Genomic DNA, 17,869 nt, shown 5'->3' on the forward strand with positions numbered 1-17,869 from the left:
AGCGCGATGAGGCATTCTTCCCTGTTTGCCGTTGACCTGAAGAGATCGCCATGGCCCGTCCTAGACAGCATGCGCCCGATGCCCTCCACGCGCAGGTCATGAACGCTTGTGATGAGTGGTTGGCTAAGCAGCCAGTCCATGGTTTATCACTACGTGCCCTGGCTAGAGAGGTGGGCTGCGCGCCCAGTACGCTGCTAAAACTGTATGGCAGCTTTAACAATTTATTGCAGCACGTCAACGTAGACACCCTCGCACGTTTGCAGCATACCATTACCAGTTTGGCTGCGGATGACCCCGAGCCGTGGCTACGTTCACTGGCGCACGCCTATTGGCACTTTGCAGAACAAGACTGCTATCGCTGGCAACTGCTGTTCGACTATCCGCTGGCTCAGGAAGGTGAGCTGGATCAGCGTCAAAGCGACCTCATTGAAGCCCTGTTCACGCAAGTGGAAACATCGTTAAAGCAGTATCAGCCTGCCTTGGATGATTTGGAGGCTCGCCGCCTTGGCCGCACCCTATGGGGCAGTGTCCATGGTTTGGTGCAGTTAGGTTTGAACGAGAGACTCGGCTATTGGCAGGGGCATCAGCTCAAGGTTGACGAGCTGTTAGAGCAGCTGATGAGCACGGTATTGGCCGGATTGCGACACCGGGGGGCGGTGACGTGACATGGGGGATCAACACCACCCGTTGCCTGTTGCGCCGCGTGATTTACGTGGCGATGCGTGGCTGCTATCGGCTCTCTGTGCACGGTCAAGAACATGTGCCCAAACAGGGCGCGGCGCTTGTGGTGTGTAACCACGTCAGCTTTATGGATGCGCTGGTATTAGGGGGCGGAAGCCCTCGGCCGCTGCGATTTGTTATGGATCAGCCGATCTTTGAGTCTCGCTGGCTTAAGTGGTGGTTTCAACTGGTGGGTGCTATCCCCATCGAGTCAGAGCGCCATAGCCCCGGCGCACTTCGGCGCACGCTGGATGAAGTCAGCAAAGCGCTGCGTCAGGGCGATGTGGTGATGGTGTTTCCAGAAGGGCGCTTAACCCCTGATGGCGATATTCATACCTTCCGTCGTGGTCTTGAGACCATTCTCGCTCGTGATAACGTGCCGGTGATTCCCGCTGGGCTCGCAGGGTTGTGGGGGTCGTGGACCTCTCATTACGGTGGTAAAGCACTCAAGAAGTGGCCTTCTCGGTTTCGAGCGCCAGTTAGCCTGCACTTTGGCCCGCCTATTGCTGTGCATGAAGTGGAAGATATGGCGTTGCGGCGTTACCTAGAGAGCCGAGTCAGAGCATTGAAGGCAGCGGGCGATAGCGAGATCACGCGCTGCCAACAGCGTCATAAGGATTAACGGCGGGGCAGGCGCAGCTTTTGCCAGCAGCGTGCAGAGGTAATCAGGTTGTCGCGGATTTCCAGAATCTCCATCCGCGTATTGCCGATTTGTAGGCAGGCTGGACCTTCCGGAAAGGCCTCCAAGTGCTCCAGAATCAGCCCGTTTAGCGTCTTAGGGCCGTCGGTGGGTAGCTGCCATCCCAGCATCTTGTTAATTTCACGAATGTTCGCCGTGCCTTCAATGACATGGCTGCCGTCGTCCTGCTGATGAATCTCATCATCTTCGGAAACATCGGTGGTGAACTCACCCACGATCTCTTCCAGAATATCCTCCAGCGTCACCAACCCTTCTACATCACCATACTCATCCACCACGATGCCGATGCGGCGCTTCTGCTTCTGAAAGTTGAGCAGCTGGGTATGCAGCGGCGTGGACTCGGGTATGAAATAGGGCTCCCGTGCCTCTTGAACAATTGCTGCCTTGGTGACTTCGCTGCGTGATAAAAAGCGCGCTGCGTTACGTAGGTGCAACATGCCGATAATGTTATTGATATCTCCCTTATACACCGGCAGGCGAGTGTGCTGGCTGGTGCGGATCTGAGTGAGAATATCCTCCAGCGAATCATCAAGGTCGATACCCAATACTTCATGGCGGGGCACCATGATGTCGTTCACCGTCACGTTCTCCAGGTCAAGAATCGATAGCAGCATGGCCCGGTGGCGGTAAGGGATCAGCGTGCCCGCTTCATGCACCACGGTGCGCAGCTCGTCACGGGTCAGGCTATCGCCGCCGTTATCCACGCTTTTGACGCCCACTAGCCGCAGCAGTCCGTTCGACATCACATTGACCAGCCACACCAAGGGGTAGAGCAGCTTGAGCAGCGGTTCCAGCGCCACGGAAGTGGGGTAAGCGATACGCTCAGGCTTGATCGCGGCGTACGTTTTGGGCGTCACTTCCGCAAAAATCAGAATGGTAATGGTCAGCAGCGCGGTGGAGATCGCAGGGCCGGAGACATCGCCGAAAAAGTGAATGGCAATAATGGTGGCAATAGAGGCCGCTAGGTTATTGACGAAGTTATTGCCGATGAGGATCACGCCAATCAGGCGATCTGGGCGTGTGAGCAGTCGCATCACGCGTTTGGCACGGCGGTCGCCGCTGTTGGCTTGGTGGCTTAGCCGATAGCGGTTGATCGACATCATGCCTGTTTCAGAACTAGAAAAGAAGGCAGACAGCAGGATGAGTAAGGCTAGCAGGCCGAACAGTAACCCCAGGGGGAAGTCGTCGCTCAAGTCGAAAGTTCCTTTATGGCGTATTAAGCTCGTTTTGTAGAAGTATGGCAGTGGTGTGTCAAGCGTGCGCGTACTAACGCATTAACTGCCAAGCGCGCAGGCTTAGCGGTTAAGCAGAATTTCCAACACGAATTTACTACCAAAGTAGGCCAGCAGCAGGAGCGCACAGCCGCCTAGCGTCCAGCGCACCGCTCGCATACCGCGCCAGCCAAAACGGTAGCGCCCTACCAGTAGCGTGGTGAAAATCACCCAAGCGCCTAGTGAGAGAACCGTCTTATGAACCAGATGCTGAGCAAACAGGTTATCGAGGAAGATTAAGCCACTGATAATCGACAGGGTGAGCAGCACAATGCCTGCCCATACCAGCTCAAACAGCACCCGTTCCATGGTGGTCAGCGGTGGCAGCGACTGAACAATGCCGCGAATATGGTGGTGGCGCAGCGCCTTGTTTTGTAATCCCACCAGCACCGCCTGTACCGCCGCAATGGCCAGTACTGCAAAGGCGAGCGCTGAGCTGACCGCATGCAGTAAAATACCGGGGGTCAAGCCGCCATGGCTGCCCTGGCTAGGTAGCCAGGTGGCAACAATCAAGGCAATGCCCGCTAGCGGAAAGAGCACAATGCCAGCATTCAACACCGGCTTGAATAGACTGGCCACCAGCACCACATTCACTGCTACCGCCATGAGCAACGTGGCGCTAATAGTGAAGCCAGGCAGTAGCCCTGGCGATTCGCCTACCAACTGCACCACGACGGGAATATGCAGCAGTAAGCCTAGTGCGCCCAGCAGGCGAACCATGCCCTGGCGGGGTGGCACTCGGCGAAATAGCGTCATCCCCTGCCAAATAGCAGCGGCGACATAGAGTATAAAAGCGATCGTGGCGAGCGGAAGCGCCTGCATGATGCTATCCATGCGCCTTGCAGCGCGTTGTTGAGAAAATAGAGCTAAAACAGCGTCTTTGGTATTCGAATAGTGATACTCGAAGTAAGACGCCTAAGCGTATTCTCCGCTCACTCTAGAGCGGCTTGCCTACTATAACCAATCAAGGCGGCGTCGCACAGCCATCGAGCGCCAACGCTGACGGCCATGGAGACTCACGCCGCGAGCGCGTATAATCGCGTCCACATTCGTCCGGTGAATACGCCCGGCGACAGCGACGGAGGCAGAGGCCCCATGTTTCAGAATCTGAGCGAGCGTCTTTCCCAGACGCTGAAGTCGATCAAAGGCCAAGCACGGCTAACCGACGACAACATCAAAGACACCCTGCGTGAAGTGCGTAAAGCGCTACTGGAAGCCGACGTAGCGCTGCCCGTGGTGAAAGCGTTTATTGAGCGGGTGCGCGAGCGGGCGGTGGGACAAGAGGTTTCTAAAAGTCTCTCGCCGGGCCAGCAGTTCGTCAAAATCGTCCAGCAAGAGCTGGAAGCGATTATGGGCGAGGCCAATGAAGGCCTGAGCCTAAAAGGCTCTCCTGCCGTTGTGCTGATGGCGGGTTTGCAGGGCGCGGGTAAAACTACCTCGGTGGCCAAGCTGGCGCGTTACCTTCGCGAGCGCGAAAAGAAGAAAGTGCTGGTGGTCTCGGCAGACGTTTATCGCCCGGCGGCGATAGACCAGCTCGAAACCTTGGCGAAAGAAGTCCAGGTCGACTTTTTCCCCTCCCGCTCTGATCAAAAGCCAGTCGATATTGCAAACGCGGCCATCAAGCACGCCAAGATTCAGTTTCACGATGTGGTGCTGGTGGATACCGCGGGCCGCCTAGCCATCGATGAAGCGATGATGGCGGAAATCCAGGCGCTGCATAAAGCCATTGCGCCCCAGGAAACGCTGTTTGTTGTCGATGCCATGACCGGCCAGGACGCGGTGAATACCGCCAAGGCGTTTAATGAAGCGCTGCCCCTGACCGGCGTGATCCTGACCAAGGCCGATGGTGATGCCCGCGGCGGTGCGGCGCTCTCTGTTCGCCATGTGACGGGTAAGCCGATCAAGTTCATGGGGGTCGGTGAGAAAGTCGACGCCCTGGAGCCGTTCCACCCGGATCGCGTCGCGTCGCGGATTCTTGGCATGGGCGACATGCTGTCGCTGATCGAAGAAGCTGAGCGCACGGTGGATAAAGACAAGGCCGCCAAGCTTGCCAGTAAGGTGAAGAAGGGCGATGGCTTTGATCTTGAAGACTTCCGCGACCAGCTTCAGCAGCTCAAGAAAATGGGCGGCATGGGCGGCTTGCTAGGCAAGCTGCCCGGCATGGGCCAAATGGCAGAGATGGCTCAAGGCCCTGGCCCTGAAAAAGAGCTGGGCAAGCTTGAGGCGCTGATTAACTCCATGACGCCGAAAGAGCGCCGCAAGCCGGATATCATCAACGGCTCACGCAAGCGCCGTATCGCGGCGGGTGCAGGTCTGCAGGTGCCTGATTTAAACCGTCTGTTAAAGCAGCATAAGCAGATGCAGAAGATGATGAAGAAGGCGGGCCAAAAAGGCGGCATGCAAAAAATGATGCGCGGTATGTCGGGCATGATGGGCGGCGGCGGTGGTCCTGGCGGCCCCGGTGGCATGGGCGGTATGGGCGGCGGTGGCGGTCTGCCCTGGCGTTAAGCGCTACCGTTCATCGCGTTTGGAGACGCTTGGTGAGGTTGACGGCCTGTGAGTTTTCTGGCTGTCAGGCTTTCCAAGCCGAGCGCATTTGCGTAGAATGCGGCCTCTTCATGTGCAGGTGTTGGCAAAACGTGCGTTAGTACGCCCACTGATTCCTGTAAGTGAAGGTCCTGATAGTGCGCTGCAATGGCTTATATAAGCAGGCAGCGCGCCAAGAAAACAGTATGACGAGTGTTCTGATAACGATCTGTTATTTCACACTCTCGTAACCTCAACCGAAGGATAGTTATCGTATGGTTACCATTCGTTTGGCACGTGGTGGCGCCAAAAAGCGTCCCTTTTATCACCTGACTGTTACCGATTCTCGCAACGCCCGTGACGGTCGTTTCATCGAGCGTATCGGCTTCTTCAACCCGGTTGCCCGTGGTCAAGAAGAACGTCTGCGCGTTGATCTTGAGCGTGTAACTCACTGGCAGAGCCAAGGCGCCCAGCTGTCTGGCCGTGTTGCTGAGCTGGTTAAAGAAGCGCGCAAACAGGCCTAAGCCTGTTGATCGCGTAAGAATAGATGCTGTGGTAGCAGGAGTGGTCGTCAATGACGCGTTTTGAAACTAGCCATACTGACGACACACACGTGGTGCTTGGTAAGCTAACCAGCCCTCACGGGATTAAAGGTTGGCTAAAGGTGTACTCCTATACCAGCCCCATGGACAGCATTCTAGAGTACCCCGAATGGTGGGTGCGCCAAGGGGAAACCCTCACGCGTATGACCGTGGTTCAGGGGAGTCGGCAAGGTAAAGGGTTGGTGGTGCAGTTAAAAGGTGTGGATGACCGAACGGCAGCCGAAGCGCTGGCGCAAGCGGATATCCTAATGCCGAAAGAGTCACTGCCTGAGCTTTCCGACGATGAGTACTACTGGCATGAGCTTGAAGGCATGAGTGTCTTTACTCAGTCAGGCGAGCGGTTAGGGCAGGTCAGCTACCTGTTTGAAACCGGCGCGAACGATGTCATGGTGGTGCGTGGTGACAATGACGCAATCGACAAGCGCGAGCGACTGTTACCTTTCTTGCCCAACGATGTGATCGTTGACATCAACCTGGAAGACCGCCGCATGGTAGTCGACTGGGATCCTGAGTTTTAATGAGCCAGCCTGCTTTGAATAAACTGATGGATACAGATGCAACGGTAGCAACAGACGCGCAAGCGAGTCAGCCGACAGACGCCCCGGCGATGTGGATTGGCGTAGTGTCGCTGTTTCCCGAAATGTTTGACGCGATTACCCAGCAGGGTGTCATTAGTCGCTCAATAGAGAAACAGCGAATTGCGCTAGAGTTTTGGAATCCGCGCGATTACGCCACTGACCGCCACCGCAGCGTGGACGATCGCCCCTATGGCGGCGGCCCCGGAATGCTAATGAAGGTAGACACCCTACGGGCTGCTATCTTTGATGCTCGCCAACGTGCCGAGCAGGCAACTGGGCTTACGCCAACAGTGATCTACCTGTCGCCCCAAGGGCGCAAGTTAGATCAGCAAGGGGTTCAAGCGCTCGCCTCAGCCGGCCCTTTAGTGGTGGTTGCAGGGCGCTATGAAGGGATCGACGAGCGGGTGGTAGAAGGTGACATCGATGAAGAGTGGTCAATTGGTGACTATGTGCTGAGCGGCGGAGAGCTGCCCGCGATGGTGCTGATTGACGCAGCGGCAAGGCTGATACCCGGCGTGCTGGGCCATCAGGATTCCGCTATCGAAGACTCGTTCAATGACTGCTTGTTAGACTGTCCGCACTATACCCGTCCTGAAGTGATTGACGGGCGTCATGTGCCTGACGTGCTGCTAAGCGGTAATCATGCAGCCATCAAGCGCTGGCGGTTGAAGCAGTCTTTGGGCCGCACTTGGCAGCGTCGTCCTGATTTGTTGGCAGGACGTACATTAACCGCTGAGCAGCAGCAGCTGCTAGACGAGTTTATCGAGGAGCACGCCTCGTCCGCTTTGTTAGCAGAAACAAAGTAGACCAGGGCGGCGGTGCAGGGCGACAGCAGCAGCTAGCGCACCTGTGTCACCCATAACGACTCCCGCGTGGCTCGCTTCGAGCGCCGGGATCACGGTTTGCCCCTTCCACAACTGCGTGGCAAATCATTACGTTATTTAGGAGCATGAAGATGAGCAGCAAGAATAAGGTGATCCAGGCGATCGAAGCCGAGCAAATGAGCAAAGAGATTCCTGCTTTTGCACCGGGCGACACCATTGTCGTTCAGGTTAAAGTAAAAGAAGGTACTCGTGAGCGTCTGCAGGCGTTTGAAGGTGTGGTAATCGGCAAGCGTAACCGCGGCCTGAACTCCGCTTTCACCGTGCGTAAAATCTCCCACGGTGTTGGCGTTGAGCGTACCTTCCAGACCTACAGCCCGCTGGTTGACTCTATTGAAGTCAAGCGTCGCGGTGATGTTCGTCAAGCCAAACTTTACTACCTGCGTGAGCGCAGCGGTAAGTCGGCGCGTATCAAAGAAAAGCTGGGTTAATAGCCGCTTTTCACGGGCGCGTAGCGCTCGGATACGGAAAACCCCGTCACCGCTTTGCGGGGCGGGGTTTTTGTTTGTTGCCTTCCAGTGAGACCGTTAGCCTATGAGCGTGATTGATGCCTATCTGGATGCTCTTTGGCTAGAGCAAGGGGCCAGCGACCATACGCTAGCGGCCTATCGGCGCGATCTAACCGCCTGGCAGCAGCAGCTTGAACGCGATGATGAAACGTTACTCACCGCCTCGCCAGAGCGCTTTGGCACCTGGATGGAGCAGCGTCGCGAGCAAGGTTACCAGCTGCGCAGTAACGCCAGAGTGTTATCGTCGTTGCGCAGCTTTTATCGCTGGGCGCGGCTCTATGGGCATATCGACAGCGACCCGCTGGCGAATGTGACGCTGCCCAAAGTGCGCCCCAGCCTGCCCAATACGCTGGAAGAAGAGGAGGTTGAGCGCCTGCTGCTAGCCCCGGATGTGGGCACACCGCTGGGTGTGCGTGACCGCACTATGCTGGAGCTGCTTTATGCCTGCGGGCTGCGGGTGTCTGAGCTTGTTGGCTTGACCGGCGATGCGGTGAATTTGCGTCAAGGCGTGGTGCGCGTGCGTGGCAAAGGAGATAAGGACCGCCTAGTGCCGATGGGGGAAGAAGCCGCCGAGTGGCTAGCGCAGTACTTGAAAACGGCGCGCCCGGCGTTGATGCAAGACCCCACGCGCCCGGCGCTGTTCCCTGGGCGAGGCGATAACGCCATGACGCGGCAGACGTTTTGGCACCGCATTAAAGCCCATGCCATCACCGCAGGCATATCGCGGCCGCTGTCGCCACATACATTGCGGCACGCCTTTGCGACTCATTTATTGAATCATGGGGCTAATTTGCGGGTCGTACAGCTGCTGCTAGGTCATAGCGACCTATCCACTACGCAAATTTATACGCACGTTGCCCAGGCGCGCCTGGAGCAGCTGCATGCTGAACATCATCCGCGAGGTTAATCAAAGAATGCGCCAACGTATGCCGTCAGTTGCGAAATCCTGTGCCCCTTTGCTGGTGCTGGCAGGCAGTTTACTGCCGACTTTTGCCTACGCCGACGATGTTGCCGAGCGCTTGGCTGAGAATTTACAGGTCAATGGTCAGACGATGCCTGTGGAGCAGGTGAGTGCTACGCCCATGGAAGGGGTGTATCACGTTCGCCTCGAGAGCGGTGAGTCGTTTTATTCCAATGCGGACGGTAGCCACTTTTTGGTAGGGGACCTCTACCAAAATGCGGATAATGGGCTGGTAAATTTGACCGAGCAGTCCCGCAATCAAGAGCGCGCCTCAGCGCTGGCGGCGATTCCAGAGAGCGAGCGTGTGGTCTTTCGGGGTGTCGATGAACCCAAAGCCACGGTGGTAGTGTTTACCGACCCCACCTGCCCCTACTGCGAGCGCCTGCATGAGACCATCCCTGAGCTCAATGAGCGGGGGATTGCGGTACACTATCTAGCCTTCCCTCGCGCAGGGATGGGCAGCGGCGCTGCCACTACCTTGCAGCAGGTATGGTGCTCTGATAATCGCAGCGAGGCGATGAATCAGGCCAAAGAGGGGCAGGCGATTGCCGCGAGCGCAAGCTGCGATAACCCAGTGGCAGACCAGTACGCCCTGGGGCAAGCACTGGGCGTGCAGGGCACCCCCGCTATCCTTCTGCCTGACGGGCAAATGGTACCTGGGTTTGTACCCCCCGACCGGCTCGTTGCCATGTTAGGCTTGGAAGATGAATAACGTCACCTGAGTGACGAACGATCACGCTGAGACACTGAATTAAGAGGCGGCACCTGCGGGTGCCCAACACGAAAGGGGAAGTATTTTGAAACCGGTAAGAGTAGGCATTTGTGGGTTAGGCACTGTCGGTGGCGGCACCTTTAACGTCTTGACGCGCAACGCGGACGATATTAGCCGCCGCGCAGGCCGCCCGATTGTGATTGAGCAGGTTGCCCACCGCAGTATTCATCCCGACTGCGATATTACCGGCATTAACGCGACGACCGATGTGTTTGAAGTCGCTAACAACCCCGATGTGGATGTGCTGGTTGAGCTAATTGGCGGTTACGACATTGCCCGCGAGCTGGTGCTCACCGCGATTGCCAACGGCAAGCACGTGGTTACCGCCAACAAGGCGCTGATCGCCGTTCACGGTAACGAGATTTTCCGTGCGGCCCACGAAAAGGGCGTCATCGTGGCGTTTGAAGCGGCGGTCGCTGGCGGTATTCCGGTCATCAAGTCGCTGCGCGAAGGCCTGGGTGCCAACCGTATTGAGTGGGTCGCCGGCATCATCAATGGCACCGGCAACTACATTTTGACCCACATGCGTGACGAAGGCCGTGCCTTTGAAGACGTATTGGCCGAAGCGCAGGCGCTGGGTTACGCCGAATCTGACCCCACCTTCGATGTGGAAGGAATTGATGCGGCCCACAAGCTCACTATTCTTGCCTCCATTGCTTACGGCGTGCCGCTGCAGTTTGAAAAAGCCTTCACCGAAGGCATTTCGCGCATCACCGCCGAAGACGTGGAGCAGGCCGATAACCTCGGTTACGTCATCAAGCACCTGGGTATTTCCAAGCGCACCGATCAAGGTCTTGAGCTGCGGGTTCACCCCACGCTGATTCCGAAAGAGCGCCTGCTGGCCAATGTACACGGCGTGAAAAACGCCATTGCGGTGATGGGCGACGCCGTCGGCCCGACGCTGTATTACGGTGCGGGCGCGGGTGCTGAGCCAACGGCATCTGCGGTGGTCGCTGACCTGTTAGACGTGGCGCGTGATATCACCACCGACCACCACTATCGGGTGCCTTACCTGGCGTTTAGCGGCATTGACGAAGACGTCAGCCAACTGCCGATTATGCCGATGGAAGATATCACCACGGCCTACTACCTGCGCCTGCTGGCGGTAGACCGCCCCGGCGTACTGGCCCGTGTGGCCACCATTCTGGCAGAGCAGGGCATCTCCATTGAAGCGCTGATTCAGAAAGAAGCCACCGAAGGCGAGCTGGTGCCGATTATTCTGCTGACGCACCGCACCAAAGAGAAGCAGATGAACGAAGCCATCCGCGAGATCGAAGCCATGGCGGATATCGCAGGCCCCGTCACGCGTATTCGCGTGGAAAGCCTGGACGAAGGAGAGTAACCGATGCGCTATATCAGCACGCGCGGGCAAGCCCCCGCGCTCTCTTTCGAAGAGGTGGTGCTCACCGGTATGGCCAGCGATGGCGGCCTCTACGTACCGGAAACACTGCCTGAATTCTCTAAAGAAGAGCTGGCCGACATGGCCGGGCTCTCCTATGCCGAGATCGCCTTTCGGGTGATGAAGCCGTTTGTGAACGGTGAAATCGACGACGAGACCTTCCGCCGCTTGGTGACCGAGGCGTACGCCACGTTCAACCACGACGCGGTGTTGCCGCTTAAGCAGTTAGATGCCAGCCACTTCCTGCTGGAACAGTTCCACGGCCCGACGCTGGCGTTTAAAGACGTGGCGCTGCAGCTGCTGGGGCGGCTGCTGGATCACTTCCTGAAGAAGCGCAACGAGCGCGCGGTGATCATGGGGGCAACCTCGGGCGACACCGGCTCTGCGGCCATCGAAGGCTGCCGCCACTGCGACAACCTGGATATCTTTATTCTGCACCCCCATAACCGGGTGTCCGAAGTGCAGCGCCGCCAGATGACCTCTGTGCTGGCAAATAACGTCTTTAACATCGCCATTGAAGGCAACTTCGACGATGCCCAGGCGATGGTGAAAGCCAGTTTTGCCAATCAAGACTTCTTGAACGGCACGCGGCTTGTAGCGGTGAACTCGATCAATTGGGCGCGCATCATGGCTCAGATTGTTTACTACATCGCTTCAGGCGTTGCTCTCGGTGCGCCCCAGCGGGAAGTGAGCTTCTGCGTTCCGTCGGCTAACTTTGGTAACGTGTTTGCAGGCTACATGGCCTACAAGATGGGCCTGCCGGTGAAACAGTTCATCATCGCTACCAATGCAAACGACATCCTGCACCGCACCCTGGCGGCCAACGACTTCTCCAAGAAAGAGCTGGCGGCCACGTTAGCACCCTCGATGGATATCGTCGTGTCGTCCAACTTTGAGCGCCTGCTGTTCGATGCCTACGACCGTGATGGTGCCGCCGTGGCAGCCCTGCTGGAGCGCTTCCAGCAAGAGCCCACCGCGCTTGCCGATGCGCCGCTGGCCAAACTGCGCGAAAAATTCGCCAGCTACAGCGTCGATGACGAAACGATTCTGGAAGTGATTCGTGAAGCCCACCACCGCACCGGCGAGATTCTTGACCCGCATACGGCTACCGGCTATCGAGCGGCCGAGCGGGCGCGTGTAGACACCTCCACTCCGATGATCACCCTGGCCACCGCCCATCCGGCGAAATTCGCCGAGGCGGTGGTGAAAGCGGGCTTCCAGGGCGTGCCGCTGCCGACCCACATGGACGACCTGCTGGAGCGTGAAGAGCGCTACACGGTATTGCCCGCCGAGCTAAGCGCGGTACAGCAGTTCGTTGCTGACAACCGCCGCTGAGGTGATATGACCCAGGTGTCAGCACTTTCTCAGCAGAGTAGCCAGCCCCGCCTAGAGCCTCGTCCCCTGGACGAGGCTGTTTATTTGCGTGCGCAATCTGAAGGGCTGAGCGAGCTTCAGGCAAGGCTTTTGGCGTCGCGGCTGCCCGGCTATACCGGGGAGCTTGCGCCGCTGGTGTCGCCCAGCCTGCGCTATCTCGTGCATCCTGAAAAACTCGCCGATGGTCGCCGCGCGGCGGAGCGCATTGCTCAGGCGGTGTCTGAAGGCGAGTCTATTGGTATTCTCACCGACTACGACGTGGACGGTATCACCTCCCACGTGGTGATTCGGCGCACGCTGGTCGAGCTATTTGGCGTGCCCGAACACAAGCTGCACAGCTTAATTGGCCACCGTATTCACGATGGCTACGGCATCAGCCTGCCGCTGGTGGAGCGAGCGCTCAGTTTAAAACCGCTGCCCACACTGGTGATTACCGCCGACTGCGGTAGCTCCGACGAGCCGCGCATTGCGCGCTTGAAAGCGGCCGGTATCGATGTGGTGGTCAGCGACCACCACGCGCTGCCTATGGAAGGCCCGCCGCCCTCGGCGTATGCCTGTGTGAACCCGACCCGCAGCGACTGCGCTTACCCGGATAAAACCATTGCAGGCTGCATGGTGGCGTGGCTGCTGATGTCGCTCGCCCGCGGCGTACTGGTGGAGTGGGGGGCTCTGCCGGAGGCCACGCCGAAGCTCTCACCGTGGCTCTCCTACGTGGCGTTAGGCACCGTGGCGGACTGCGTCTCGCTGGGTGGAAGCCCCGCCAACCGTGCGGTAGTGAACTACGGTTTGACGCTGATCAACCGTATGGATGCCGCCTGCTGGCGGGCTATGGCCGCGCGCTTAGGGGCCGACAGCGTGCCCTTCAATGCTGAAACCTTGGCGTTTCAGATGGGCCCGAGGATCAACGCCCGTTCGCGGCTAGATGACCCCTACGCGGCGCTGCACTTTATGCTGGCAGAGAGCGACGGTGTCGCGAACCGTCAGCTTGAAGTGCTTGACCAGGATAACCAGTCCCGCAAGGCGATTGAGGCGGATATGGCCGAGGAGGCGCGGGCGCTCGCCGTTCCCGCCTTGGAGGCCAACGAGCCTGCCGTCGTGGTGCTGTTGGAAGATGGCCACCCCGGCGTGCAGGGCATCGTCGCCTCGCGGCTGGTGCAGGCCTACGGACGTCCAGCCGTGGTACTCACGCGGGCAGCGGCACCCAATATGCTCACCGGCTCCGGCCGCTCCATTGAGGGGCTGCACCTAAGAGATGCCCTGCAACGCACCTTTGAGCTTGCTCCTGAGGCGCTGCCGCGCTTTGGGGGGCACAGTGGTGCCGCAGGTGTAGGCGTGCCACGGGAGCAGCTGGCGGCCTTTAAAGCCGCGTTTTTGCAAGCGGTTGGCGAGCAGTTGGGCGACACACCGCTCTACCCGCGTCTGTGGACCGATGGCGAGCTCTCGACCGCCCAGCTCTCGCTGACGACGCTGGTGGAAATCGAGACGTTAGGCCCCTACGGGCGGGAGTTCGACCCGCCGCTATTTGAAGGGCGCTTTATTGTCGAGGCGCTGCGCCCCGTAGGCGCAGAGGGCTCACACCTGATGATGGAGCTCTCCATGGGGGCCGTGACCAGCAAAGCGATCTGGTTTCGCGCGCTGACGCCGGGGGAGCTGCCCTCGTTTAGCGTGGGCGATACGCTGCACTGCGCTTACAAGCTCAATCGCAACCGCTGGCGCGGCCGCGAGTCATTGCAGCTGATGGTGGAGCACGCTAGCCCCGTTTAATACTCTCCGCTATCCTCGCGTCCTTGGCCGCTTAAGCGGCCGCTCTAATAATCCTAAAAAAGGACGCACTCATGCGCATGGAAGACCTGCCTAAAGACCCCCATAAGCCCTATGAAGACATCATGGCGATGCTGTTGGGCACGCTGTTTGTGGCGCTGGGGGTGACGTTTTACACCCACGCGGTGCTGCTCACCGGCAGCACCGCAGGGCTTGCGCTGTTGCTGAACTATGTCACGGGGTGGGGGTTTGGTATCTGGTTTTTTGCTATCAACCTGCCGTTTTACTATCTGGCGATCAAACGCATGGGATGGAGCTTTACGCTGCGCACCTTTGCGGCCATCGGCTTGGTATCGCTGTTCTCCGAACTCACTCAGGGGTGGGTCGAGTTTGCCAACGTGCCTTCGCTCTACGCGGCGCTGATGGGCGGCGCATTAATGGGGATTGGCATGCTGATGCTGTTTCGCCACCGCACCAGCCTCGGCGGTATCAACATTCTTGCCCTCTACCTGCAGGATAAACACGGCCTGCGGGCGGGCTATGTGCAGCTTGGCATCGATGGCGTGATTCTGCTGATCGCGCTGACCCAGCTACCTCTAGACCGCGTAGGCTACTCGGTGCTCGGCGCGCTGACGCTTAACCTGATTATCGCCTTGAACCATAAGCCGGGGCGTTACATAGGGGTTAGCTAAGCGGTGGCTAGTTAAGCCAAAACCACCAAACGATAACGCCAATCACACCGATACCCGCCAAGTTAATCACTACGCTCATACGGCCTCCTGTTGGCTGGGCTTCCATAGCCGCAGGCGGTTGGCGTTGCTGACCACGGTAATCGAAGAGAGCGACATGGCCGCGCCGGCAATAATGGGTGACAGCAGCATGCCGGTAATGGGGTAGAGCACGCCAGCGGCAATCGGGATGCACAGCACGTTATAGCCAAACGCGCCCACAAGGTTCTGCTTAATATTGGTCAGCGTGGCCCGGCTAAGCTCAATCGCCGTGGCCACGCCGTGCAGCGAGCCGCGCATCAGCGTCATACCGGCGCTCTCCATGGCAATATCGGTGCCTTGCCCAATCGCAAAACCTACGTTGGCCCGGGCCAGTGCGGGGGCGTCGTTAATGCCGTCGCCGACCATGCCGACTACTTCCCCTGCTGCTTGGCGGCGCTCAATCTCGGCGTGCTTGTCGTCGGGCGTCATCCCTGCCTTGAACTCGCTAATGCCGACCTCGCGGGCCACCGCAGCGGCGGTATGCTCGTTATCGCCCGTCAACATCACCACGGTTAACCCATCATCCTGCAAACGCTTCACGGCAGCGGCGGCATCTTTGCGCAGCGGGTCGCTAACGCCGAAGAGGGCGGCCAGCTTGCCATTCACCGCTAAATAGACCAGCGAGCGCGCCTTGGCTTCCAACTGACGAATGCTCTCTTCTGCCGGGGAAAGGTCGACGCCAGCCTCATTCAGTAGCCGCGCATTGCCCAGCAGCAGCGTGTCATTATCGGCGCTGGTGCCTTTCACCCCGCCACCGGTCACGCTCTCAAAGGTGCTGAGTGTGCTTGGTTGAGCGTTGTGCTCCTCAGCGTAGGCCGTCAGCGCTTTGGCCAGCGGGTGCTCTGAGCGGCTCTCTAGCGCCGCCACCCAGGCCAGCACTTGAGCGCTATCGTCGTGCAACACCGTTGCCTCCGTCACACGCGGTTTGCCTTCGGTCAGCGTTCCCGTTTTATCGACAACCAGGGTAGTCAGGCGGCTAGCGGTTTGCAGCGCTTCGCCGCTGCGCACCAGCACGCCATGCTCGGCGGCTTTGCCTACACCAATCATGGTGGAAATGGGAGTGGCCAAGCCCAGCGCGCAGGGGCAGGCGATAATCAGCACGGTGGTCGCGGTCACCAGCATGTGAATAACCACCGGGGCAGGCCCCAGGTTGTACCAAGCCAGCGCCGTCAGCACTGCAATGATCATCACGGCGGGCACGAACACGCCGGATATTTTATCGGCCAGCTCGCCAATCGGCGGGCGGGAGTTTTGTGCACTGGCGACCTGTTCGGTAATGCGCCCCAAACGGGTATCGCGGCCGATGCGCGTGGCGTGGTACACCAAGCTGCCGCTGCCATTCACCGTGCCTGCGCTTACCTCTTCATCCGCTGTTTTGTGCACCGGCACGGGTTCGCCGGTGAGCATCGACTCATCGATATAGCTCTGTCCATCAAGCACTACGCCATCCACCGGCAGCCGTTCACCGGGGCGTACGCGGATATGATCATCCAGCGCTACCTCGTCCACCGCGACTTCCTGCTCCACACCGTTGCGTATTACTCGGGCAGTTTTTTCCTGTAGGTCGAGCAGGCGTTTAAGGGCGCTGCTGGTGCGGCCACGGGCGCGTAACTCCATGGCGTTGCCCAGCAGAATAAGCCCGATCACCATGGCCGACGCTTCAAAATAGATCCCCTGGGCCACCTCCGGCAGCCAGGGGGCGAAGAGCACCACCATCATTGAGTAGAGCCAGGCGGTACCGGTACCCATCGCCACCAGGGTGTCCATATTGGCCTGATGATGCTTGAGCTGTTTCCAGGCGTTGGTGAAAAAGTGCCGCCCAGGAAAGGCCAAAATAGCGAGCGTCAGCAGGCCAATTACCAGCCAGTACAGGCGGCCCAAGCCCATGGGGTGGGGGTGATAGATGAACATGCTCAGCATCAGCGGAATCGCAAGAGAGAGCGACAGCACGCTGCCTTTGAGGCGCTGACGGTAGGTAACAGCCTCTTGCGCCTCGCGAGTGCGCTCGGCTTCGCGCATATCCACAATCGGTTCGGCGCGGTAGCCCGCCTTGGCAACGGCGTCCATTAGTGCTTCCTGAGTAGCACTGCCGGTGACTTGGGCGGTGTGGGTGCCAAAATTCACCGAGGCGCTGTTCACCCCGGGCGTGTTGGCCAGCGCTTTTTCGACACTTTTGACACAGCCTGCGCAGGTCATGCCGCTAATCAGCAGGCGCAGTGGAGGCGCACTTACGGGGGCGTTCTGCGATTCAGCGAGCTCAGGCTTGTCCGGGGGCGGAGCGTGAATGGCGTCGTCGCTGGGTGGGTAGCCCGCTTCGTTGAGCGCACTATCCAGCGCTTGGTCGTCGAGGGTGCTGGTCACTTCCAGACGTTTTTCGCCAGGAAACCCTTCCACTTGGGCGGCCGGGTCCTGGGCTTGAATCGCCTCGCGCATGCGCTTAACGCAGCCCTGGCAGTTCATGCCCGGTACGGTACGCGTTAGCGTTGGCGGCTGCTCGTTGCGCTGCATGGGGCCTCCTCAGGAAAACTTTCGATTAAGCGGCACAGGCTGTGGCCATCGGGGGTGCCGTCGGGCATGTCTTGCCAACTTTCTAGCGCTTGCTCCATTCGCTGGGCGAGCGCTTCGAGTTCGGCAATGCGCGCGCGTATTTGCGGCAGCCGGTGAGCGAGCAGGTCGCGTACCAGCGGGCAGGGGGAGTCGCCTTGGTCGGCATGGGCCAGAATGTCGCGGATTTCCGCCACGCTAAAGCCCAGCTTTCGCGCCCGCTGAATAAAGTGCAGCCGCTCAAGGTCGGTAGCTGAAAAAAGTTGGTAGCCATTATCAGGGTGGCGTGTGGGCGAGAGCAGTCCTTCGCGCGTGTAATGGCGAACGGTCTCAGCAGTCACGTTGCCACGTTTGGCAAGTTCGCTCACTTTTAAGTCGTTCAGCACTGTTTTGCTCCCAGGCCGCCATCTAATGTTATTTAAAATAGTGTAAAACCTATGGGTTACCCATAGGTCAAGCGTGCGTGTCAGCATCAGCCAAAATGACTAAAACACTGATTTA

At 58.7% G+C, this 17,869-nt stretch carries 17 protein-coding genes; 13 read left to right on the forward strand and 4 right to left on the reverse strand.

The genetic code is table 11. The features are described 5' to 3' along the window. The first annotated feature begins 50 nt into the window (after window positions 1-50). Both IEW65_RS00135 and IEW65_RS00140 read left to right on the forward strand, forming a co-directional pair. Window positions 51-665: a TetR/AcrR family transcriptional regulator gene (locus IEW65_RS00135; protein WP_188637506.1), complete on the forward strand. Its 615-nt coding sequence runs from the start codon at window positions 51-53 to the stop codon at window positions 663-665. Window positions 666-718: 53 nt separating this feature from the next. Continuing rightward, complete coding sequence (locus IEW65_RS00140) at window positions 719-1,342, forward strand: 1-acyl-sn-glycerol-3-phosphate acyltransferase (protein WP_422822594.1); 624 nt, start codon at window positions 719-721, stop codon at window positions 1,340-1,342. On the opposite strand, the gene IEW65_RS00145 is transcribed toward IEW65_RS00140, so the two are convergent. Both IEW65_RS00145 and IEW65_RS00150 read right to left on the reverse strand, forming a co-directional pair. Further along, window positions 1,339-2,613, reverse strand: coding sequence for an HlyC/CorC family transporter (locus IEW65_RS00145; RefSeq protein WP_188637508.1), 1,275 nt, complete (start codon window positions 2,611-2,613; stop codon window positions 1,339-1,341). The two genes, IEW65_RS00140 and IEW65_RS00145, sit on opposite strands and share 4 nt — an antisense overlap. Window positions 2,614-2,715: 102 nt before the next feature. Further along, window positions 2,716-3,513, reverse strand: a complete 798-nt coding sequence (locus tag IEW65_RS00150) for a cytochrome C assembly family protein (protein WP_188637509.1) — start codon at window positions 3,511-3,513, stop codon at window positions 2,716-2,718. A 273-nt stretch (window positions 3,514-3,786) separates the two neighbouring features. Here IEW65_RS00150 and ffh point away from each other — a divergent pair, with 273 nt between their 5' ends. From ffh to IEW65_RS00205, 11 genes are all read left to right on the forward strand, one after another. After that, window positions 3,787-5,199, forward strand: a complete 1,413-nt coding sequence (gene ffh / locus IEW65_RS00155) for a signal recognition particle protein (RefSeq protein WP_188637510.1) — start codon at window positions 3,787-3,789, stop codon at window positions 5,197-5,199. 293 nt (window positions 5,200-5,492) lie between these two features. Further along, window positions 5,493-5,741 carry a 30S ribosomal protein S16 gene (gene rpsP / locus IEW65_RS00160; protein WP_009724081.1) on the forward strand — a complete coding sequence of 83 codons (249 nt, stop codon included), beginning with the start codon at window positions 5,493-5,495 and terminating at the stop codon, window positions 5,739-5,741. 50 nt (window positions 5,742-5,791) lie between these two features. Beyond that, on the forward strand, window positions 5,792-6,337 hold the full coding sequence (gene rimM, locus IEW65_RS00165) for a ribosome maturation factor RimM (protein ID WP_188637511.1): 546 nt from the start codon (window positions 5,792-5,794) through the stop codon (window positions 6,335-6,337). Between the two features lie 89 nt (window positions 6,338-6,426). Further along, window positions 6,427-7,203 (forward strand): tRNA (guanosine(37)-N1)-methyltransferase TrmD, encoded by a 777-nt coding sequence (trmD, locus tag IEW65_RS00170; RefSeq protein WP_188638249.1) that lies wholly within the window; start codon window positions 6,427-6,429, stop codon window positions 7,201-7,203. A gap of 149 nt (window positions 7,204-7,352) precedes the next feature. Next, the gene (gene rplS / locus IEW65_RS00175) at window positions 7,353-7,709 is read left to right on the forward strand and encodes a 50S ribosomal protein L19 (protein WP_188637512.1); all 357 of its coding nucleotides are present in this window, start codon (window positions 7,353-7,355) and stop codon (window positions 7,707-7,709) included. Between the two features lie 103 nt (window positions 7,710-7,812). Continuing rightward, a complete protein-coding gene (gene xerD, locus IEW65_RS00180) occupies window positions 7,813-8,694 on the forward strand; it encodes a site-specific tyrosine recombinase XerD (protein ID WP_188637513.1) in 882 nt (293 codons plus the stop codon). Further along, window positions 8,669-9,460, forward strand: coding sequence for a DsbC family protein (locus IEW65_RS00185; RefSeq protein WP_188637514.1), 792 nt, complete (start codon window positions 8,669-8,671; stop codon window positions 9,458-9,460). The genes xerD and IEW65_RS00185 overlap by 26 nt, the downstream gene beginning before the upstream one ends. An 85-nt stretch (window positions 9,461-9,545) precedes the next feature. Then, on the forward strand, window positions 9,546-10,862 hold the full coding sequence (locus IEW65_RS00190; RefSeq protein WP_188637515.1) for a homoserine dehydrogenase: 1,317 nt from the start codon (window positions 9,546-9,548) through the stop codon (window positions 10,860-10,862). Between the two features lie 3 nt (window positions 10,863-10,865). After that, on the forward strand, window positions 10,866-12,254 hold the full coding sequence (thrC, locus tag IEW65_RS00195; protein WP_188637516.1) for a threonine synthase: 1,389 nt from the start codon (window positions 10,866-10,868) through the stop codon (window positions 12,252-12,254). Between the two features lie 6 nt (window positions 12,255-12,260). Continuing rightward, window positions 12,261-14,057, forward strand: a complete 1,797-nt coding sequence (locus tag IEW65_RS00200) for a single-stranded-DNA-specific exonuclease RecJ (protein ID WP_188637517.1) — start codon at window positions 12,261-12,263, stop codon at window positions 14,055-14,057. 71 nt (window positions 14,058-14,128) lie between these two features. Beyond that, a complete protein-coding gene (locus IEW65_RS00205) occupies window positions 14,129-14,746 on the forward strand; it encodes a YitT family protein (protein ID WP_188637518.1) in 618 nt (205 codons plus the stop codon). A gap of 75 nt (window positions 14,747-14,821) precedes the next feature. On the opposite strand, the gene IEW65_RS00210 is transcribed toward IEW65_RS00205, so the two are convergent. Both IEW65_RS00210 and IEW65_RS00215 read right to left on the reverse strand, forming a co-directional pair. Then, window positions 14,822-17,332 carry a heavy metal translocating P-type ATPase gene (locus IEW65_RS00210; protein ID WP_188637519.1) on the reverse strand — a complete coding sequence of 837 codons (2,511 nt, stop codon included), beginning with the start codon at window positions 17,330-17,332 and terminating at the stop codon, window positions 14,822-14,824. Then, window positions 17,302-17,754 carry a MerR family transcriptional regulator gene (locus IEW65_RS00215; RefSeq protein ID WP_422822585.1) on the reverse strand — a complete coding sequence of 151 codons (453 nt, stop codon included), beginning with the start codon at window positions 17,752-17,754 and terminating at the stop codon, window positions 17,302-17,304. The genes IEW65_RS00210 and IEW65_RS00215 overlap by 31 nt, the downstream gene beginning before the upstream one ends. Between the last annotated feature and the right edge of the window lie 115 nt (window positions 17,755-17,869).

This window comes from Vreelandella lutescens, from assembly GCF_014640815.1.
In the GTDB taxonomy this organism is placed as follows: Bacteria; Pseudomonadota; Gammaproteobacteria; order Pseudomonadales; family Halomonadaceae; genus Vreelandella; species Vreelandella lutescens.

Bases quoted from the DNA above. Each gene is read 5' to 3' on its own strand.
- IEW65_RS00150 (WP_188637509.1), bottom strand. From the start codon at position 3,513: ATGCAGGCGCTTCCGCTCGCCACGATCGCTTTTATACTCTATGTCGCC.
- xerD (WP_188637513.1), top strand. From the start codon at position 7,813: ATGAGCGTGATTGATGCCTATCTGGATGCTCTTTGGCTAGAGCAAGGG.
- IEW65_RS00140 (WP_422822594.1), top strand. From the start codon at position 719: ATGCGTGGCTGCTATCGGCTCTCTGTGCACGGTCAAGAACATGTGCCC.
- ffh (WP_188637510.1), top strand. From the start codon at position 3,787: ATGTTTCAGAATCTGAGCGAGCGTCTTTCCCAGACGCTGAAGTCGATC.
- trmD (WP_188638249.1), top strand. From the start codon at position 6,427: ATGTGGATTGGCGTAGTGTCGCTGTTTCCCGAAATGTTTGACGCGATT.
- rpsP (WP_009724081.1), top strand. From the start codon at position 5,493: ATGGTTACCATTCGTTTGGCACGTGGTGGCGCCAAAAAGCGTCCCTTT.
- thrC (WP_188637516.1), top strand. From the start codon at position 10,866: ATGCGCTATATCAGCACGCGCGGGCAAGCCCCCGCGCTCTCTTTCGAA.
- rplS (WP_188637512.1), top strand. From the start codon at position 7,353: ATGAGCAGCAAGAATAAGGTGATCCAGGCGATCGAAGCCGAGCAAATG.
- rimM (WP_188637511.1), top strand. From the start codon at position 5,792: ATGACGCGTTTTGAAACTAGCCATACTGACGACACACACGTGGTGCTT.
- IEW65_RS00210 (WP_188637519.1), bottom strand. From the start codon at position 17,332: ATGCAGCGCAACGAGCAGCCGCCAACGCTAACGCGTACCGTACCGGGC.
- IEW65_RS00135 (WP_188637506.1), top strand. From the start codon at position 51: ATGGCCCGTCCTAGACAGCATGCGCCCGATGCCCTCCACGCGCAGGTC.
- IEW65_RS00185 (WP_188637514.1), top strand. From the start codon at position 8,669: ATGCTGAACATCATCCGCGAGGTTAATCAAAGAATGCGCCAACGTATG.
- IEW65_RS00205 (WP_188637518.1), top strand. From the start codon at position 14,129: ATGCGCATGGAAGACCTGCCTAAAGACCCCCATAAGCCCTATGAAGAC.
- IEW65_RS00200 (WP_188637517.1), top strand. From the start codon at position 12,261: ATGACCCAGGTGTCAGCACTTTCTCAGCAGAGTAGCCAGCCCCGCCTA.